Below are 17354 nucleotides of genomic sequence, written 5' to 3'. Positions count from 1 at the left end.
TTCTTCAGCATCTAAAACCCTTCCTCTGAATTCTGAATCACTTCAATGTATCATTTGTACGGACCTAGTTGCTTTTTAGAAAAGTAATGATTTGTCTCCTTACTTTTCATTAATATATTTCCTTTTATAATTAAAAAATAGGTAGCTATTAGAAAGTAGATCACCCCAAATAACCAATCCAAATTTGTAGCCAGATTGTGTAAAAGAATATATCTCATATATACATAACCAATTGGAACATGTAGTAATACAACCGCACCTAATCCCGGATTATATATTGTTTTAGCTTTTATATTCGCAAAAATACCATGCCATATGAATTGAAAAAATCCCATTAAAATAGGTGCCAACCCAAGCCATATTATATTTTGAAAGAAAACCGGGAGTAAATAAAAAACATACGTAATCAAAATATTTATTACCATAGCAGATTGCGTATTTAATGGATAGCGATCTGGTATATCACTTTTAAATATAACTACATTAAATAGACCAGCAAAATAACCTGGCCAACGATACTCTTCAAATTGATGCACTAAAATGGCCACAAAACTTAACCATAACAGTACTTTCATTTCACTCATTTCTCCCAAATTCGCGACTAAACAAACTACGACAACAATAGCGACCACTAATCCTATATCACACCAATGCTTTCTAAAGAAACTAGCCATCTCTATCACCCACTATCTCAATTTTTATAAAAATAGCGTTCAAATAGGAAATCAATCTGTTTTTCTACAGATGGTACTTTTATATCTGCCCCTGATTCGAGAATTGGCATCATTAATGTGGGAAGAAAAATAGATCCAAATATTTGTACTGTCATCATCATTAAAATTTCCTGATCCGTTTCATTCGTTATTTCGCTCAAAATATTCTTCACTTTACTAAAACCTAGCCTCTTCAAAAAATCCCCATATTCGTATTGAGATGTAAATGCCGTAGTTCCCATTGCAATAATCTTCCTAACTAACTTCGGATATTGCCGAATTACTAGTACATAATCCAATAAAAATATTTTTAATCTTTCTTTTGCTGGCACTGTAATATTATCTAAAATAGAAAAAGTGCCTTGAAAGCTAATTAATAAGACTCTAATCGTCTCACTAATCAACTTTTCTTTTGAACCAAAATGGTAATTTACAAGCGCGATATTTACATCTGACAATGCTGCAATTTTTCTTATCGTTACCCTTTCAAAACCTTCTTTTTTAATTAATTCCAATGTTGTATTTAAAATCTTTTCTTTCGTTGATACGTTTTCATTTCCCCCCAATTTATCTCCCCCCTCTAGAATGTATCAGTTAAACATCGTTTAATTTTATGGTATCACTTTCCAATTTTAAAAATCTATTTAATCCTTTCAACATTTCCCTACATTCTCTTCATTCCACACAAAAAGCGTGAAAATGCAAAACTGTTCACGCTTTTTGTATTTGTACTGTTACATACCAGTTTCTGCTTTATATTCCACACATAAAATAGATTTCTAAATACAATTTAAAATTATCCATATGCCCATACATGAAGAAAAATATATTGTAACTTGCTCCAAAAACGGCTAAAATAAGAATAAGAATTTTCTGAATATTCCAAGAGTAGGTGGTTATATGTCCTTATTACGCTCACATATATACAAATTAATAATTGGTGTTATTGTTATTTTTGCCATAAGTCCAATTCCAGCTCTTTTTATTACACACAATTACTCTTATCAAAATGGATTTATTAGCATTTTTCAAAACTTCGCACAGCTTTCTTCTATATCAATTCCAAAGGTTGATTGGATGCATGAATCTATCTTTTTCTCAGCAAATCAAATGATACATACTTCTAATCATTCAACACCATTATTCCCTTACATATGGGAAATATATTTTATATCGATTGTTCGTTTTACTTTTACCCTTGCGATCGGATTTTTCATAAGTTTGGGTATCGGCCATTTATTTTTCAAAGTACCTAACTCGTTTAAAAAGTTTACTACTGTATTGAATTGGATACCTTACTCTTTTTGCACTGTAGTATTACAATGTTCAGTCTTATTACTACTTCTATACGTCGCACAATTTATAAACCTTCCTTACTACTCATCTTTTATCATCGTATGTAGTACTTCCATGATTATCGTTATGCAAGCAATAAAAAAATGGATTCCTTTCTTGAAAAACACAAATGAATATGAAATAAAACATGATTCTTTTCTTGTGGATACATTGTTTTTGGCGCTTACTTCGAATCATAAATCAATTTTAGGTTCCATTATTCTTTCATTCGTTTTTATGGAATGCGTTTTTCATACAAGTGGACTGTTACAATTTATCGTTCAATTTGGCGGAAATTCACCCATAATTGTTACAATAGGCTTATTACTACTCTATATCCCATATAGCATACTTTCTTTTCTTCAAACACTATGGACCACAAACTACTCCAAGCAACAGTCATATACTTTAACAAGAAGTGTTCCAAAACCTTAATTTGAAATTACCCTCTATAATCTAAAAGTAAGGGGTTATTCCTTTTGTATAGCGGACAAAATAACAGCAAATTCAAAAACTATTACAGAAACATACCAATATTTACCCTTTTCCTTTGACTATTCTTTTCATTTGGATTTATTATAAAAGTATAACATAATTGCAGGAGGTGACATCTTTATTCCAAACCTTGGAATAGAGAACACACTTGGACATATTAAATATTTTTCTCATATTTGTACTTATTCTTATTTCTGGCTTTTTCGTCGCATCAGAATTCGCTGTTGTAAAAGTACGTAAAAGTCGAATTGACCAACTTGCAAATGAAGGTAATAAACAAGCTTTAGCTGCAAGAAGTGTCCTATCTAATTTAGATGTTTATTTATCAGCTTGTCAACTCGGCATTACGATCACTTCTTTAGGGCTTGGTTGGCTTGGTGAACCGACTGTGGAGCATATACTACGACCGCTCTTTGAAAAAATTAATATTACTGGAACAATGGCTAACACTTTATCTTTTGTTATTGCTTTTAGTGTTATTACATTTTTCCACGTTGTATTAGGTGAGTTAGTTCCAAAGTCTTTCGCAATTCAAAAAGCAGAAGCAATCACACTCAAATTTGCAAGACCACTTATTTTATTTGATAAAATTATGTATCCATTCATTTGGCTACTAAATAGTGCAGCTATATTTTTCACAAAACTACTCGGATTAGAACCTGCGAAAGAAAATGAACTTGCTCATTCTGAAGAGGAATTGCGACTCATTTTAGGTGAAAGTTTTAAAAGCGGTGAAATAAACCAAACCGAATATAAATATGTAAATAACATTTTTGAATTTGATGATCGAGTTGCGAAAGAAATTATGGTTCCTCGTACCGAAATGATTTGCTTATCTACTGAAAATACGTTAGAAGAAAATATGGATATCGTCGCTACTGAGAAATATACACGCTATCCAATCATTGAAAAAGATAAAGATGATATCATTGGGATGATCAATACGAAAGAAGTATTCCATGATCAAACGAAAGGTATTTATAAACCACTTGAATCTTATATACATCCTGTTCTAACTGTATTTGAAACAGTTCCAATTCGTAAAACGTTAGTCCACCTTCAAAAAAATCGCGTTCAGATGGCAATCGTTATGGATGAATATGGTGGCACTGCCGGACTTTTAACGATGGAAGATATTCTTGAAGAAATCATTGGAGAAATTCAAGATGAATTCGATGCGGATGAACCACCTATGATTGAAAAACGTACACCTAAGCTTACTGTTGTAGATGGAAAGGTACTTATTTCTGAAGTAAATGATATGTTTGGCCTACATATTGATGATAGTGATTTAGATACAATCGGAGGGTGGATTCTCTCTCAAGCAGTTGACTTAAATATTGAAGCTGGCTATTCCATTGAATATGCTGGTTTTCAATTTAAAGTATTAGAACTTGATGGACATCAAGTCAAAAAAGTTGCTGTACATAAACTAGATATTAAAAAGGAGCTATAAAGTGACTGTTTTATTAACAATTTGTATCATTGCCTGTTTCATTGTTTCATTTCTCGCCTTTATTTATCCCATTATCCCTGGCATACTAGCTGTCTGGGCTGGATATTTGATTTACCATTTCGGTATAAATGGAGGAGAATTAACAACTTCTTTTTGGATTATTCAAGTCATTTTCACTCTTTTCATTTTCGTTGCTGATTTTATTGCAAATGGATATTTCTTAAAAAAATACGGTAGTTCTAAATGGGGCGAACGTGTCGGAATGATTTCTATCATTGTTGGATCGTTTTTCTTCCCACCATTCGGACTTATTATCATACCGTTCTTATCAGTATTTATAACAGAACTAGTGCATAAAAAAGCGCCAAAAGATGCCTTTCTAGTTGGAGTCGCTACTGTAGTTGGTTTTTTAAGCAGTACAGTAGCGAAAGCAATTCTCCAAATCATTATGATTATCATCTTCGTATGTTATATCATCTTTTAACCATCCCGACTTCGGGATGGTTTTTTAATATGCAATACCTACTCGGCTATTTTCATATATGTTTTTCTTACATAGATCCCATGCAAAGTGTGCCGTATCACCCACTGTAATTTTTGATCCACCTTCTGGCAATATATCTTTTTCAGTTCGATATACCTCTGTCGCCTCACCGTCTATTAAATGTGTCGGACAAACAACTGTCCAACATAAATTATTACTATTACTTAGTACCTTATATGCAGCCAAATGATCTTCTGCTGCTGTTGTCGTTTTCCTTTTGGATTCCGTTGATTGGAAACGATATAAATTTGGATTTGTTCTTGCTTGTAAAATACCGGCTGTTCCTACTGTAATAATTTTATGAACCCCTGCTTCTTCCATTTGCTTTATAATTTGTGGCATACTCTTCGCTAATGTTCTATTTTGATCCGTTCCAAGTGCACTAATTACTATATCACTTCCTTCTATCGCTTTCTTTATATCCTCTTCGTTCAATACATTACCTTCTATAACTCGTAACCTTTCATGTTGTATTTCTATTCTATTTAAATCACGCGCTAATGCAGTCACTTCAGCTGAATCCTTTAATGCTAAATTAATTATATTTGAACCTACTCGTCCTGTTGCTCCCAATATACATACTTTCATTTGTTTTCCCCCTCTTTCATTCTCTTTCTATTTTTCAATAATCTCAATCAATTTACAACAAAAAAGCTTCCTCATATAAAAGAGGAAGCTCTATTATTACATTATTTCTTTTCTTTAGAATCCGTAGACTTCTCAGTTCCGCTTGTTTCTTTATCCTTTTTGTCCTCTTGTTGTGTTGTTGTTTCGTCTTCTTTCTTCTTGTCCTCACCTTTACTACAACCTACCATTAATAAAGAACTTGCAAGTGCCATAGCAGTTAATGATTTAACCCATTTATTCATTTGCGTTTCCCCCTTGTGATAGAATATGTACAACCTCATATTACTCTCTATTTTTAAAGAAGAGATTGAAAAACAGTAAATATACGGTAAATTTTTGTAAATTTTCTGATAACAAAACCTAATTTAAATTTATATATTTCATTTCCAATTGATACACAATAAAACTAGTTTTCCCCTCTCAATGGACGTAAAAAAACTAAGGCGCATACCATTCCGCCTTAGTTTCTCATGCAAACTTTTCATTTTCATATAGATGTGTAATCTTATATTCCTTCTTCATAACATATTGCCACACACTATAAGCGTAACGGTTCATTTTCAAGAAACAATTTTCCAAAAATGAGCGAAACTCCGGATTAGCAACTTCCACTGCAACTTGAGCAAACTTTAAAGCTAATCGTTTCAAGTGCGCAATATAACAGGTTGCAATATGAATATCCCCTGTATATTTACTAACTGTTTCCTTTTCCATTTCATGCAAACCAAACTCCGTTGTTTCACAGGTTATATGCTGCACATTCTCTCCTTCTTGAAAATTTACTTGTTCATTATATGCTTGTAACATATATGGTAAATGGTGCTGTAATAGATTTTTTAATTCTTCGTCTCTGACCTTTCCAGCATACTCTCCAACCTTGTATATTAGTATATAACTATATCTCATTAATTCTTTCATACAGTCCATTAAAGCGCCTCCCTTCTCTTTTGTCCATATGCTATAAATATGATGCTAAAACATTCGCTATTCTTGCTAAAAACCAATCCCATCCACTAATTTTCTCAAAATCTTCTTCAGAAAATCGTTTTGATTTATGAAAGTCTACCTGTAATCGACTCCATACTTCATCAACAACTGTTTTATCATATATGATACAGTTAGACTCGCAATTTAAATAAAAACTTCTATTATCAAAATTCGCTGTCCCAATATCAACAATTTCTCCATCAATGATTGTTACTTTCCCATGAAAGAATCCATTTCGATATTGATAAATCTCCGCTCCAGCATGTAACATATCTTTCAAATATGGATAGGCAGCTTGTTTTAACAATATGGCATCACTTTTAAATGGCACGAGAATTTTTACATTAACACCACGATTTAATGCAGCTTTTAACTCTTTCACCATTTCTTTACTTGGTACAAAATATGGTGTAGCGATAATTAAAGACTTTTTAGCCTTTTTTAAAAGTGTCCCATACTTTTCCCATAAGCCTTTTCCATTTGAAAATAAATATTGATATTTCACATTCCCTAATGTAGGTATACTTTCATGTATAGGCATTTTTTCTCCTGTATCTTCTTTCCAATCTTCGGCGAACTTTCTTTCCATATCCGCTGCACCATCACCATGGATGCGCACGTGATAATCACGCCATGGCCCAAACTTCGGATCTTGTCCAAGGTACTCCTTTCCGATATTAAAGCCACCGACGTATGATATCTTTCCATCTATGGTAACAATGCGTCTATGATTCCGTTGATGCAAAGAATAGAACACATTTTTCAGTTTCAGTTTTTTACTAAATGTAAACTTCACACCGTTTTCCTTTAATCGGCTAATTACCTTTTTCTTCAACTTATATCCGCCTATCCGATCGACTGACAATTTCACTTCTACTCCGCTAGATGCTTTTTTCTCTAATAACTGTAAAAACTCTTGGCTTATTTCATCTTTTCCTACAATATAAAAATGGATATATATATACTTTTCTGCATCGTTTATATCGTCAAATAATTTTCTATATAACTCTTCACCGTTCGTATATAGTTGAAATTCACCTAATCGAACTTGTCCTAATTCATATTCACTAGCCATTTCCTTCCCCATTTCCACATCGATGTTCATCCAAATGAATACACCTATTAAACAAAGAATTATAGCGAAAAAGTGCTTCATGGATAAATTCCTTTCTCCACTTACTGTTATTTCTATATCTTCCCTTTTTTATTACATTATCATTCAAGAAAATATGTCATTGCATGATATATGTCCATATCAAACAATAGCTCATTTGCATATTGTATGTTGTATCTTAAAATAAAAGGAGGAAATAACAATGGGCTTCGCACATGGTAATGGATTTGCGCTACTAGTCGTATTATTTATCCTCTTAATCATCGTCGGTGCTGCTTGCTTCTGCTAAGTAGCTACTGTCATATGATATGTGGATGAAAAAACTATAAAAGCGGACACCTATTTTTAGGTGTCCGCTTTTCATTTTAAAACCATTTCCGCCTACTATAGTAAATTAAATGGCTAAATATTCATCTCAAAAGGTTAACAATGTGGCTACTTTCTTACTCTCTGCCTTACGTATATGACGCTGTTCTGCACGTAACACAGCAATACGATGTAATTCTTTCTCTTCTTCTGTTTCAGGGATAACACGCGGTACAGGAACTGGATTATTTTCCTTACTAAGTGCCACAAAAGTAACGAATGACGTTGCCGCTATACGCTTCTCACCTGAGATTAAATCTTCAGCCACTACCTTCACAAACACTTCCATTGAAGTTCTTCCCGTCCAAATTACGAAAGATTCATAACTAACACAATCTGAAGAACGAACAGGATGTAAGAAATCGACCCAGTCCATAGATGCTGTGACACATTCCTTTCTCGAATGTCTGGATGCTGAAATAGAAGCAACCATATCCATCTCCGCTAATATCTTCCCACCAAATAGCGTGTTATGATCATTTAAATCTGTTGGGAATACTCGGCTCGTTTTGAACACCCTTGACTCATTGGCTGTTTTCCCCTTTACTTCTGTCATTGTTATCACCCCTTTAATGATTTATCCCTAATATTTCAATAATCACTATACGAAATGAACTACACGTTTAATATTAACAACATTCAGAACTTTTAGTCCACAAAAAAGAACCGATCTTATCAATCGGCCCCTCTAAATACATATTGTTCTTTCGGCTGTTCAACTTTATTCCATTTCGTTACTTCTAATACAGGAATATTCGCATGAAACGGCTGATAAAATTCAGTAGAAATTTCTCCCTCTATTTGAATCCAATCATCATTTTTCCATTCTACACCTTCTGGTTTTTTCACTAACATACCATACACACCAGAATCTGCTACACAATGTATAATACCGAAACGGAATAAGAAGTATTGTTCTTTTTTAGAAGAATCATCTCTAAAAACAAACCCTTTAAAAGATAATTTTTTCCCAGTAAACTCGCCAGGATAATTGTAAATTGTTTCCATACCCTTTAGGAAGTCTTCATCTTTCAAATTAATATTGTCTTTCGTAACAAACTCTTTCTTCCCTTTTTCCATTACACCGCGGTATCCTTCTTTCCCGTAATAAATGCTCGTATCAGGTCTTAGAAATTGTCTTGTCATAAATGGATCCTTACTTTCTGCTTGTGCAACAGGAAAATGAAATCCTTTCGCCTTAACAATATCTGAATCTAACGTTGCAATCGGGAAAAATAAGCCTGAGATAATCGGAAAACAAAACAATGAGTACGAAAATGCTTTTTTCCACCATGTATTCTCATCTTTTGAATGATCATGCCCGCAATGGCTATGGTCACAACTGCAATCATTTTTCTCTTTTTCCTTTTGGTGCTCTTTTTGGAAAACGACGATAATTTGTACAATCGTTAAGAAACCTAAAATAATTGCTGCTGTTGTTGATAAATAAGCATACTTCATATTGATATACTTCGTAATGTTACCCGAAATATGAAGCTGCGCAATTAATATTGTAAAACCTAATAATATATACGCTCGAAACATAACCTACCACCCCATCGCATAAATGAGTAGTGAGCTTGCATAAACAACAAGTGTAACTGTAACTGTAACGACAATTACAAATTTCGTTTTAAATGTCGCAAGCATCATAAACATATTTTTAATATCCACCATCGGTCCGTAAACAAGGAACGCGACAAGTGATGCTGTTGAAAATGTACTTTGGAATGATGAAGCAATAAACGCATCCGCTTCTGAACAAAGTGATAATATGTAAGCAAGTCCCATCATAACAGCTGGTGAAGAGAACGGCCCTTGTCCTATAGCAAGAAGTGTTGAAGTTTGTACGAACGTTTGAACTGCAGCTGCAATTAACGCACCTAATACTAAATATTTTCCCATCGAGAAAAATTCCTCAACAGCATGCGTACATACATCCCACATTTTTTTACGTAATGGACGCTTATGATTCACTTCTGGGAAGTGATCATCTCTTAATTGATGTTCTCTAAACATAAATGATAATATAATTCCAACGATAATTGCTACGATAATCGCTACAATAGAACGATACCATACCATGTGCATACTACTTCCAAAGGCAACGTATGTTGCAAATAAAACAACTGGATTAATAATTGGCCCAGTTAACATAAATGCAATCCCCGCATATGGCGGAACCCCTTTTCCGATTAATCGTCTTACAATCGGAACAATTCCACATTCACAACCTGGAAACAACATCCCTAAAAAAGTAGCTACTAAAACAGACAGAAATCGGTTTTTCGGCATCCATTTTGCTACCATATCTTCTGTCACGAACATTTGAATGAATCCTGAAATAAATACACCAATGAGCACGAAAGGAAGTGCTTCGATCAATATGGAGATAAAAATTGTATTCATTTGCAGGAATGCTTTCGGTAATTGAAACAATTCCATGATGTATTTCCTCCAACTTTTCATTAACAATATGTAATTTTAACCCCATTTCATTAATTGGACAAGGTTTATATGGAATACATACCCTTTATATACATTACATTGTACAAGTTATATTCTATTCAAAATTTGAGATTTCATAGCAAAAAAGCTGCTCTAGCGTAGTTATATAACTATGCTAGAGCAGCTTTTTTATCGTTAAAAGTAACGTTTCTTCCAAAAAACAAAAGCTAACGTGAAAGATAGTGTTACACATATGATGAGTACAATTACAAAACCGTGGGCTTCCCCTTCAAACGGAACCTTTACGTTCATTCCAAAGAAACTAGAAACCATCGTCGGTAAAGATAAAATGATCGTAATTGACGTTAACAGTTTCATAACACTATTTAAATTATTTGATATAACGGAGCTAAAAGTATTCATCATTCCACTTAAAATGTGACTATATATTTCCGCCATTTCAATAGCCTGTTTATTTTCAATTAATACATCTTCTAATAAATCTTGATCGTCTTCATACATTTTTAAAAATGTACTATTACGCATTAACTTTTGAATCACAATTTTATTAGCCTTTAATGACGTTGTAAAGTATACTAAACTTTTCTCAAGGCCTAATAATGTGAAAATCTCTTTATTTTTCATTGACTGATTTAATTGATGCTCTAAATCAATTGTTTTTCGATTTATTTGCTTTAAGTATCTTAAATAATAAGTAGAAATCGTATATAAGAGCTGAAGTGCAAAGCGCGTCTTCTTAAACGTATAAAATTCTTTAATACGTTGATTAATAAAACGTTCAAAAATTGGGTTTTCTTCTAAACAAATTGTCACAAAGCAATCTGGCATCACAATCATACCTATTGGAATCGTGTCATAAATCGAATTTCCTTCTTCGTCATGTCTAACTGTCGGAATATCCACGATAATTAAAGTATTATTGTCTTCCTTTTCAATACGAGAGCGTTCTTCATCATCCAAAGGGTCTTTAATGAAATCTAAGTCTACATTTAAAGTTTGTACTAGATATTGAATTTCTTCTTCTGTTGGATGAAGTACATTAATCCAGCACCCCTTTTGCATTTCCTCAATCTCTTGTAGTTTTCCGTTTCGGTCTGTTAAATATATATTTAACATACTATCACCCCGATTCTTTTTACATGTAGGAATCTACCTCTCTTAAATCACAGTTTTTAAACCGCCATTCTCAGCATATGAAACATACGTTTAAATTTCAATAGAAAAATTATTTTGAAAACGTTTTTATAAGAAAAATATTATAAACATAGAAAAAGACAGAGTGCTCTCTGCCTTAAAAGCTTATGTTGCCTTTATAACATATTTAGAAAGCATCCACAAGTTAAACCCAACTGAAATCGTATAGCCCGCGTATGTTGAAATAATAAAACTTACATAATCGAAATACGGAAGCAATACAATATTTAAAACTATTTTCACAATAATTCCAATCACTAGTCCTAGCACCGTCTTCTGCTGTTGATTGATTCCTTGTAGCATAGCAGCCGTTACTGTAAAAAGAGAAAATAGTATGCAAGCAGGAGCATAATACTGTAAAATGATTCTCCCCATCTCTGGATCATTTCCAGCACCGAATAAAAGAGTATATACAGGCTTGGCTAACACAATCATTCCAATTGCAGCCGGCACCGTAATCGCTACTACTAATACATTTGTTCTCGTAAAATGTTTGTACAATAGCTTCGTATTTCCTGCTGTGTAAGCTTTCGTCATCTCTGGTACGAGAGACATACTAAAAGCTGTCGCAACGGATACCGGGATGAGCACAACCATTTGAACAAGACCAATTATCGCATTAATTTTTTCCGCTTCTCCTTGCATATACCCTATTTGTATAAGTAGTTTATTAATTGTAAATGTATCAATAGTCTGATACAACGGAATTGCTAAGCCCACCACAACAAAAGGAATAGAATATGTAAAGAGCTCCTTATACAATGAGAAAAAGGATTTTGTTGTTTGTGGTATACTTGCCATCTCTTTTTTCTTTAAGTGCCTTCTCCTTCTTATATAATATGCACTTAAAACAGTTAATCCACCTACAGCTCCCATAAATGCACCGAACGTTGAAATACCAACCGCTAATGAAACAGACGCTTTTAAAACATATAAAACGACAAAGCTTCCTATTAAAATGGTTAAAACCCGAAAAAATTGCTCTACAACTACACTTAATGCAGAAGGCCCCATCGATTGGAATCCTTGAAAGAAGCCCCTTAATAAACTCATTACTGGCACAAGTATTAACGCAAAACTTACAATTCGAATATTAGTAGTAACCGCTCCTACACTATTCCCCGTTTGATCATTTCCATCGATGACAAGCTTAGCTAAATGCGGAGCTAGCATATATAACGTAAAACACGAAATGACTCCCATTATAAACATAAACACGATTCCACTTTTCAACACTCTCTTAACCGTATGATAATCATTCAGTTGATCATATTTTGATACCATTTTTGAAACTGCAAGTGGTAATCCCATTGTCGCAATGCTGAGCATAATTGTATAGGGGCGATATGCATACGTATATAAAACGTACCCACTCGTACCGACCATTGCTGTAAATGGTATAACATATATAAACCCTAACATTTTTGATATCATCGTTGCCATCGTTAAAAATATCGTTCCACGTATAAACGGTGACCCTTTCATCACATTCCTCCGCTACGCTTTATTATTATACATTATGGACAACTCTTTTTTTTTAGAACCGAACCGAAACAAATAAAAAAAGCCAATGAATTATCATTGACTTTAGCGTGTTGTTTTTTTCTTTTTCAAATATTTTAAACCGAAGTATAGAGCAATAAAAAGAACAGCTCCTATAATTATGTAATGTGTGTAATCAGATGCATACTCTTTAATTTGTCGCCAATTCCCACCAAGTTTTTCACCTAAGTATATAAATAGAATTGACCATGGAATGATCGCTACAACCGTATAAAGCGTAAATAGTTTTAATGGCATCTTAGCTAGTCCTGCTGGAATAGAGATTGCATGACGTACTACTGGGATAAAGCGCGCAGAAAATATTACGCCAGCTCCATAACGCTTAAACCAACCTTCCGCTATGTCTAAATGGTGTTTATTAATAAGCAGATATTTCCCATATTTCTCTACAACCGGACGCCCTCCGTAGTATCCAAGCCAGTATAAAAAGATTTGGGCTAAAGTACCACCAATCGTTCCGGCGATAACTGCACCCACAAAACTAATTTTACCATCCGCTACTAAAAAGCCAGCATACGAAAGTACAATTTCACTTGGGATTACTTCAATCATTAAAGCAAGAGCTACTCCAAAGTAACCTAAGCTTGCAAAAAATTGCAATAACTGATCTATTATGTTTGCTAACATGTTCTTTTTTATCTCCTTTTTTCTTCACATACCATCCCATTATTACATAAAGGCTGCAATCTGCCAATATCTTCATTTTAACAATATGTACAATTCAAGCAGGATTAATCTATTAATTTCTCTTTCTGCGGGTCTTTCATGTAGGCAAACATCTCTTTAATTTGGTCTTCTGTATTTCTAGCAATTGATAAATTAGGCAATTCATTTTCACCAAAAAACTCCACCTCTTCTGTTTCAATGCTAGTTTTCTTTTCTCCACCAATAATCTCGCATCCAATGAAAATCTTATATACATGCGTCGCCGATGGAGATGGTTGATGTTTTTCTTTATCAAATATAGCTAGTAACTTAAAATGATCTACCTCATAACCCGTCTCTTCGACAACCTCTTTTGCTGCAACTTCGGTTGGCGTATAACCGACATCAGCCCATCCACCTGGCAATGCCCATTTCCCATCGCTTTTTTCTTTCACAAATAATAACTTTTCATTTTGAAAAACAACTGCTCTTATATCAACTTTAGGTGTTTGATAGCCTGTCTCACTTGCAAATAATTTCTCTACAACTTCCCAATCAGTTTTTGTGTAATGTGACATCATCGAAATCGAAATGTCTCGTAATTGTTGGAAGCGTTCTATATCGTACACATCCTTAGAATACGTTAAACCTGCTTGGGTTATAGATTGTATTTGTTTTACCCAATCAATCCATTTAATCGTCATATATCCGCATCCCCATTCTCTTTCAAATATATTACTTCACTTTTATTGATACATCTTTATTATACAAAAAAAAGAGATTGATAACGTTTCAATCTCTTTCAAAATTAATCCAATTCATATAAGTGGTCTTGTATATATTTTCTTCTTTTATTTATATATTCATAAATCATATCAGCCTCTTGATCAAATGTTTCTAATTTTTCTTTCATATATGGATCTTGTAGTAAATATGGACGAATCAATTCACACAATCCTTCTACTTTCGGCCTCATAAACGAAACTGTAAATTGGTCTTCTAATATTTCTTCTAAAATACTTCGATACTGCTTTCTAAACACAGGTATGTCTAACAATCTTGCACTTAGCGTGTTATACCCTTGAATGCGGATATATTCATGATTAAGCGGTCTCCCTTGTACATCTCGCCCCCAAGTCGCATCATAATCCCACGGTATAACTTCAAATAAATTTGTTTCATCGTTATGATATAGTGCATAGTTATGGACAAAACCATCAAAGTTTTGCGTAAAAATAACTCCTGCTAACCATCGTAAATATTTATCTACATGTAGAAACTTCCCAATCTCTTTTTCATAGGCTTCCCTCGTCAAAGTATTCGCTTGAAATACAAATTCACTCAGTTGTTCTTCACTATTTTCATTCGAATATTTAAATTCATAACCCGCAAAGAGCTCCGTCTTAACATCTTTATCTCGTTCACTCATTAATGAAAAATTCGCATCATCATCTATCGCATAATAAATAGAACCACTCGGTAATCCTCTATTTTTCAAAAAGTTTTCATCAACCGATTCTAACTGTAAATACACACCTTGAATTTGACCATTAATTTTTATAAATACATGTTGTGATTTTGGCGAAAGTACACCAATGTTATGAAAAAAGTCTAGCGATAGTTTATTTCGTATGAGAGACGGATCCATAAACTCAGAATTCAAATGAAACTCTTTCGCACCTTGAAATTTTTTTGGTTTATAAAACATAACATGATAAGATTTTTTCTCAAACTCACGAATATGAGCTCCTCGGTATACGATATCAATGTCATATTTCTTTTTTCCATAAGTTAATTTTGCTGGCACTGGACTATCTGACCAAATGTCTTTTTTCAATTCCACTAAGTACATTGGATGAACAAAAAAATCATATGAAGGTAACATATTTTCTCATCCCTTCTCAGTTCTCTTCATTCAATGTATGCGCCTTGTCTTGTCCATACATCCGCTATCATCTATTTATAGAAAATTACACTCTTGTCCTGTTCAGAAAGACGTCATCTCTCATATCATGTTAAGGAAAAAGAATACCTTTTCAACTTAATACATGATAAGGAGGATTTCTATGAAACGTGATATTAGAAAAGCTGTTGAAGAAATCAAAAGTGCTGGGATGGAGGATTTCTTACACCAAGATCCAAGCACATTCGAATGTGATGACGATTGCTCTTCAAAAATTGAGTGTAGCGACGATTGTAAATGCCCAAGAACAAGATGTACTCGTGTGAAACATTGTACATTTGTTACAAAATGTACTCACGTTAAAAAGTGGACATTTGTTACGAAATGTACTCGTGTACGCGTTCAAAAATGGACGTTCGTTACGAAAGTAACACGTAGAAAAGAATGCGTTTTAGTTACAAAACGTACGCGTAGAAAACATTGTACTTTCGTTACAAAATGTGTACGTTTTGAAAAGAAATTTTACTGGACTAAACGATGTTACTGTAAAAAATGCGAATTCTTCCCTCACGGACACGGCGGCTCTTGCGATGATTCATGTGATCATGGTAAAGACTGTCACGATGATGGGCACAAATGGAATGATTGCAAAGGCGGACATAAATTCCCATCTTGCAAAAATAAGAAATTTGATCACTTCTGGTATAAAAAACGTAACTGCTAGTTTTTATACCACCAAAAAAAGGCCGTTTTGCGGCCTTTTTTACATTTATTGAAAGTGACTTATATCTGCAAATTGTTTCACTTTACCAATACCCTCTTCAAATTCTATTATGCTCAAACTAGCACTATGCATAAATGGATCATCCCACACATTTTCTATTTCAATTCCCGCGAAATGCCCTACAAGTAATTTTGCTGCTGCCGCATGAGAAACAATCAATATGCTTTGTCCCTTATGCTTCTCTAAAAGAAGCTGCATCCCTTCAATTACTCTTTCATAAACGGCCTCAAAATTTTCGCCTGATGTTGACTGAAAAAGATGTGGCTCATTCCAAAACAGATGTACTTCTTCTGGAAATTGCTTTTCTATATCCGCGATTGTTTGTCCTTCCCATATACCCATGTTGATTTCATAGAAATGCTCATCCGCTATAATGGGTATATCACGTTCCCCCTTTATTAACTCTGCCGTATGAAGTGTTCTTTCGCTCGGACTACTATAGATCGCATGGATTGGTAAATCTTTCATTCGATTCCCTAATTGTTTCGCCTGAACTATACCATTTTCAGTTAAAGCAGAATTTTTCCGTCCTTGCATTCGCTTCACTACATTCCACTCTGTTTCACCATGCCTTGTTACATATATAGTTGTTTTCATTTCTTACTCCCCCTCACCATGTTGGTCGTAATTCCCACGGTTCAACTCTCCCTACAATCCACTCCGCTCGTTTACTTTCAATCCCTTTTATAACTCCATCAGCTATCTCTTCATGAGTAAGCCATCTTCCATATGTATCTTCTAAAATAAAACCTAAAATAATTCTATGATAACTACATCGCGTACTCCCTATTTTTTGTGCAGTCATACGTGATGCTTTACTACCTAAAATATGAAATAAACTATATGTTTTAGACGATAAATCTAGTTCTTTACAAATATTTGATAGTGCATGCTTTGCACTTGAGTGTACCCATGCAACAGCTAATGTGATCGGGCCATTTTTCTCAACTGTACTTTTAATAGCTAGCTTTACATCTTCATCATTATGATAATCTAACGAAAGGCATGTAATATTTTCTAGTGTAGAACTCATCCGCTTAACATTTTCTAATTTCACTTCATCTCGCCCGATAATAGAAACATGAAACCCTTGCTCACAAAGCCACATAGAAACTCTCTTTAGCATTCCTGTTCCACCAATTACAAGTGCATGCAAATG

General features: G+C 33.9%; 21 protein-coding genes. 5 read left to right on the top strand and 16 right to left on the bottom strand.

What is annotated here, in order from left to right; genetic code table 11:
- Positions 1 to 50: 50 nt before the first annotated feature.
- On the bottom strand, positions 51 to 674 hold the full coding sequence (locus ASE54_RS03450; RefSeq protein ID WP_000135769.1) for an HXXEE domain-containing protein: 624 nt from the start codon (positions 672 to 674) through the stop codon (positions 51 to 53).
- 17 nt (positions 675 to 691) lie between these two features.
- Positions 692 to 1279, bottom strand: coding sequence for a TetR/AcrR family transcriptional regulator (locus ASE54_RS03445; RefSeq protein WP_003260685.1), 588 nt, complete (start codon positions 1277 to 1279; stop codon positions 692 to 694).
- A 334-nt stretch (positions 1280 to 1613) separates the two neighbouring features.
- Here ASE54_RS03445 and ASE54_RS03440 point away from each other — a divergent pair, with 334 nt between their 5' ends.
- From ASE54_RS03440 to ASE54_RS03430, 3 genes are all read left to right on the top strand, one after another.
- Positions 1614 to 2483, top strand: a complete 870-nt coding sequence (locus ASE54_RS03440) for a hypothetical protein (RefSeq protein WP_000055306.1) — start codon at positions 1614 to 1616, stop codon at positions 2481 to 2483.
- A 208-nt stretch (positions 2484 to 2691) separates the two neighbouring features.
- The gene (locus tag ASE54_RS03435) at positions 2692 to 3999 is read left to right on the top strand and encodes a hemolysin family protein (protein WP_000353734.1); all 1308 of its coding nucleotides are present in this window, start codon (positions 2692 to 2694) and stop codon (positions 3997 to 3999) included.
- 1 nt (position 4000) lies between these two features.
- On the top strand, positions 4001 to 4483 hold the full coding sequence (locus tag ASE54_RS03430; protein WP_000217335.1) for a DUF456 family protein: 483 nt from the start codon (positions 4001 to 4003) through the stop codon (positions 4481 to 4483).
- Positions 4484 to 4507: 24 nt separating this feature from the next.
- Here ASE54_RS03430 and ASE54_RS03425 read toward each other — a convergent pair whose 3' ends face one another.
- The 4 genes from ASE54_RS03425 to cls form a co-directional block, all read right to left on the bottom strand.
- Positions 4508 to 5131, bottom strand: coding sequence for an SDR family oxidoreductase (locus ASE54_RS03425; RefSeq protein ID WP_000861641.1), 624 nt, complete (start codon positions 5129 to 5131; stop codon positions 4508 to 4510).
- Between the two features lie 101 nt (positions 5132 to 5232).
- On the bottom strand, positions 5233 to 5412 hold the full coding sequence (locus ASE54_RS03420; RefSeq protein ID WP_001045962.1) for a hypothetical protein: 180 nt from the start codon (positions 5410 to 5412) through the stop codon (positions 5233 to 5235).
- A gap of 226 nt (positions 5413 to 5638) precedes the next feature.
- The gene (locus ASE54_RS03415) at positions 5639 to 6097 is read right to left on the bottom strand and encodes a spore coat protein (RefSeq protein WP_000340536.1); all 459 of its coding nucleotides are present in this window, start codon (positions 6095 to 6097) and stop codon (positions 5639 to 5641) included.
- A gap of 31 nt (positions 6098 to 6128) precedes the next feature.
- Positions 6129 to 7313: a cardiolipin synthase gene (gene cls, locus ASE54_RS03410; protein WP_000680093.1), complete on the bottom strand. Its 1185-nt coding sequence runs from the start codon at positions 7311 to 7313 to the stop codon at positions 6129 to 6131.
- Between the two features lie 160 nt (positions 7314 to 7473).
- Here cls and ASE54_RS33560 point away from each other — a divergent pair, with 160 nt between their 5' ends.
- A complete protein-coding gene (locus ASE54_RS33560; RefSeq protein WP_000505094.1) occupies positions 7474 to 7560 on the top strand; it encodes a YjcZ family sporulation protein in 87 nt (28 codons plus the stop codon).
- Between the two features lie 126 nt (positions 7561 to 7686).
- On the opposite strand, the gene ASE54_RS03405 is transcribed toward ASE54_RS33560, so the two are convergent.
- The 8 genes from ASE54_RS03405 to cotH form a co-directional block, all read right to left on the bottom strand.
- Entirely contained in the window at positions 7687 to 8193 is a 507-nt protein-coding gene (locus ASE54_RS03405) for an acyl-CoA thioesterase (protein ID WP_000141164.1), read from the bottom strand.
- 119 nt (positions 8194 to 8312) lie between these two features.
- A complete protein-coding gene (locus ASE54_RS03400; protein ID WP_000488058.1) occupies positions 8313 to 9182 on the bottom strand; it encodes a TIGR03943 family protein in 870 nt (289 codons plus the stop codon).
- Positions 9183 to 9185: 3 nt separating this feature from the next.
- Complete coding sequence (locus tag ASE54_RS03395) at positions 9186 to 10082, bottom strand: permease (protein ID WP_000418726.1); 897 nt, start codon at positions 10080 to 10082, stop codon at positions 9186 to 9188.
- Positions 10083 to 10280: 198 nt separating this feature from the next.
- Positions 10281 to 11222 carry a magnesium transporter CorA family protein gene (locus ASE54_RS03390; RefSeq protein ID WP_000932389.1) on the bottom strand — a complete coding sequence of 314 codons (942 nt, stop codon included), beginning with the start codon at positions 11220 to 11222 and terminating at the stop codon, positions 10281 to 10283.
- Between the two features lie 183 nt (positions 11223 to 11405).
- Complete coding sequence (locus ASE54_RS03385) at positions 11406 to 12785, bottom strand: polysaccharide biosynthesis protein (RefSeq protein ID WP_000678844.1); 1380 nt, start codon at positions 12783 to 12785, stop codon at positions 11406 to 11408.
- Between the two features lie 102 nt (positions 12786 to 12887).
- Entirely contained in the window at positions 12888 to 13490 is a 603-nt protein-coding gene (locus tag ASE54_RS03380; protein ID WP_000880690.1) for a DedA family protein, read from the bottom strand.
- A gap of 104 nt (positions 13491 to 13594) precedes the next feature.
- Positions 13595 to 14212 carry an NUDIX hydrolase gene (locus ASE54_RS03375; RefSeq protein ID WP_000153595.1) on the bottom strand — a complete coding sequence of 206 codons (618 nt, stop codon included), beginning with the start codon at positions 14210 to 14212 and terminating at the stop codon, positions 13595 to 13597.
- A 104-nt stretch (positions 14213 to 14316) separates the two neighbouring features.
- On the bottom strand, positions 14317 to 15393 hold the full coding sequence (cotH, locus tag ASE54_RS03370) for a spore coat protein CotH (RefSeq protein ID WP_000938005.1): 1077 nt from the start codon (positions 15391 to 15393) through the stop codon (positions 14317 to 14319).
- Between the two features lie 181 nt (positions 15394 to 15574).
- Here cotH and exsB point away from each other — a divergent pair, with 181 nt between their 5' ends.
- Positions 15575 to 16135, top strand: coding sequence for an exosporium protein ExsB (exsB, locus tag ASE54_RS03365; protein WP_000817480.1), 561 nt, complete (start codon positions 15575 to 15577; stop codon positions 16133 to 16135).
- 45 nt (positions 16136 to 16180) lie between these two features.
- On the opposite strand, the gene ASE54_RS03360 is transcribed toward exsB, so the two are convergent.
- The gene (locus tag ASE54_RS03360; RefSeq protein ID WP_000858837.1) at positions 16181 to 16792 is read right to left on the bottom strand and encodes a phosphoserine phosphatase 1; all 612 of its coding nucleotides are present in this window, start codon (positions 16790 to 16792) and stop codon (positions 16181 to 16183) included.
- A gap of 13 nt (positions 16793 to 16805) precedes the next feature.
- The gene (locus ASE54_RS03355) at positions 16806 to 17351 is read right to left on the bottom strand and encodes a short-chain dehydrogenase (protein ID WP_000543153.1); all 546 of its coding nucleotides are present in this window, start codon (positions 17349 to 17351) and stop codon (positions 16806 to 16808) included.
- Between the last annotated feature and the right edge of the window lie 3 nt (positions 17352 to 17354).

The sequence above is a fragment of the Bacillus sp. Root131 genome, from assembly GCF_001429475.1.
Taxonomy (GTDB): domain Bacteria; phylum Bacillota; class Bacilli; order Bacillales; family Bacillaceae_G; genus Bacillus_A; species Bacillus_A thuringiensis_S.
This window is presented reverse-complemented; position numbering and strand designations above follow the sequence as displayed.